This window comes from Yinghuangia sp. YIM S10712 (assembly GCF_051388935.1).
In the GTDB taxonomy this organism is placed as follows: Bacteria; Actinomycetota; Actinomycetes; order Streptomycetales; family Streptomycetaceae; genus Yinghuangia.
In genome coordinates this window covers 1-718 of the sequence record NZ_JBPKBI010000076.1, presented here as the reverse complement: position 1 = coordinate 718, position 718 = coordinate 1, and the positions used below count along the sequence as shown (strand labels likewise).

The 718-nt window shown below is 68.1% G+C and carries 1 protein-coding gene; it reads left to right on the top strand.

The annotated features are described in order from the left end of the window. A partial coding sequence (locus tag ACRX5W_RS33265) for an arginine deiminase family protein (RefSeq protein WP_436792127.1) occupies positions 1-718 on the top strand: 718 nt, incomplete at both ends.

Here is a 718-nt window from a genome sequence, read left to right as displayed (position 1 = left end):
GTTCCACACCATGGACCTCGACGACTTCGTCCTGGTCCCGGTGCCGAACCACCTGTTCACGCGCGACACTTCGAGCTGGGTGTACGACGGCGTGGCGATCAACGCGATGCAGATGCCCGCCCGGCGCCGCGAGACCGTGCACTTCGAGGCGATCTACGGCTACCACCCGATGTTCGCCGGAGGCGACTTCCACGTGTGGAGCCCGGGGCAGTCGCAGTACCCGGCGACGGTCGAGGGCGGCGACGTGCTGGTCATCGGCAACGGGGCGGTGCTGGTCGGCATGAGCGAGCGCACCACGCCGATGGGTGTCGAGGCGCTGGCCCGGTCGCTGTTCGCCAAGGGCTCGGCGCGCAGGGTCGTCGCGCTGCGGATGCCGAAGAAGCGCGCGTTCATGCACCTCGACACGGTCATGACGATGATCGACGGCGAGACGTTCACGAAATACGCCGGCATGGGCATGCTGCCGTCGTACACGATCGAGCCCGGCGACACCGACAACGAGCTCAAGGTCTCCGACCACCGGCCCGACGACATGCACAACGCCATAGCGCGTGCGCTCGGCCTCGACACGGTTCGGGTCCTGACCGCGACCCAGGACGTGCGTTCCGCCGAGCGGGAGCAGTGGGACGACGGGTGCAACGTCCTCGCGGTCGAGCCGGGCGTGGTCTTCGCGTACGAGCGCAACGTCACCACCAACACGCACCTGCGCAAGAACGGC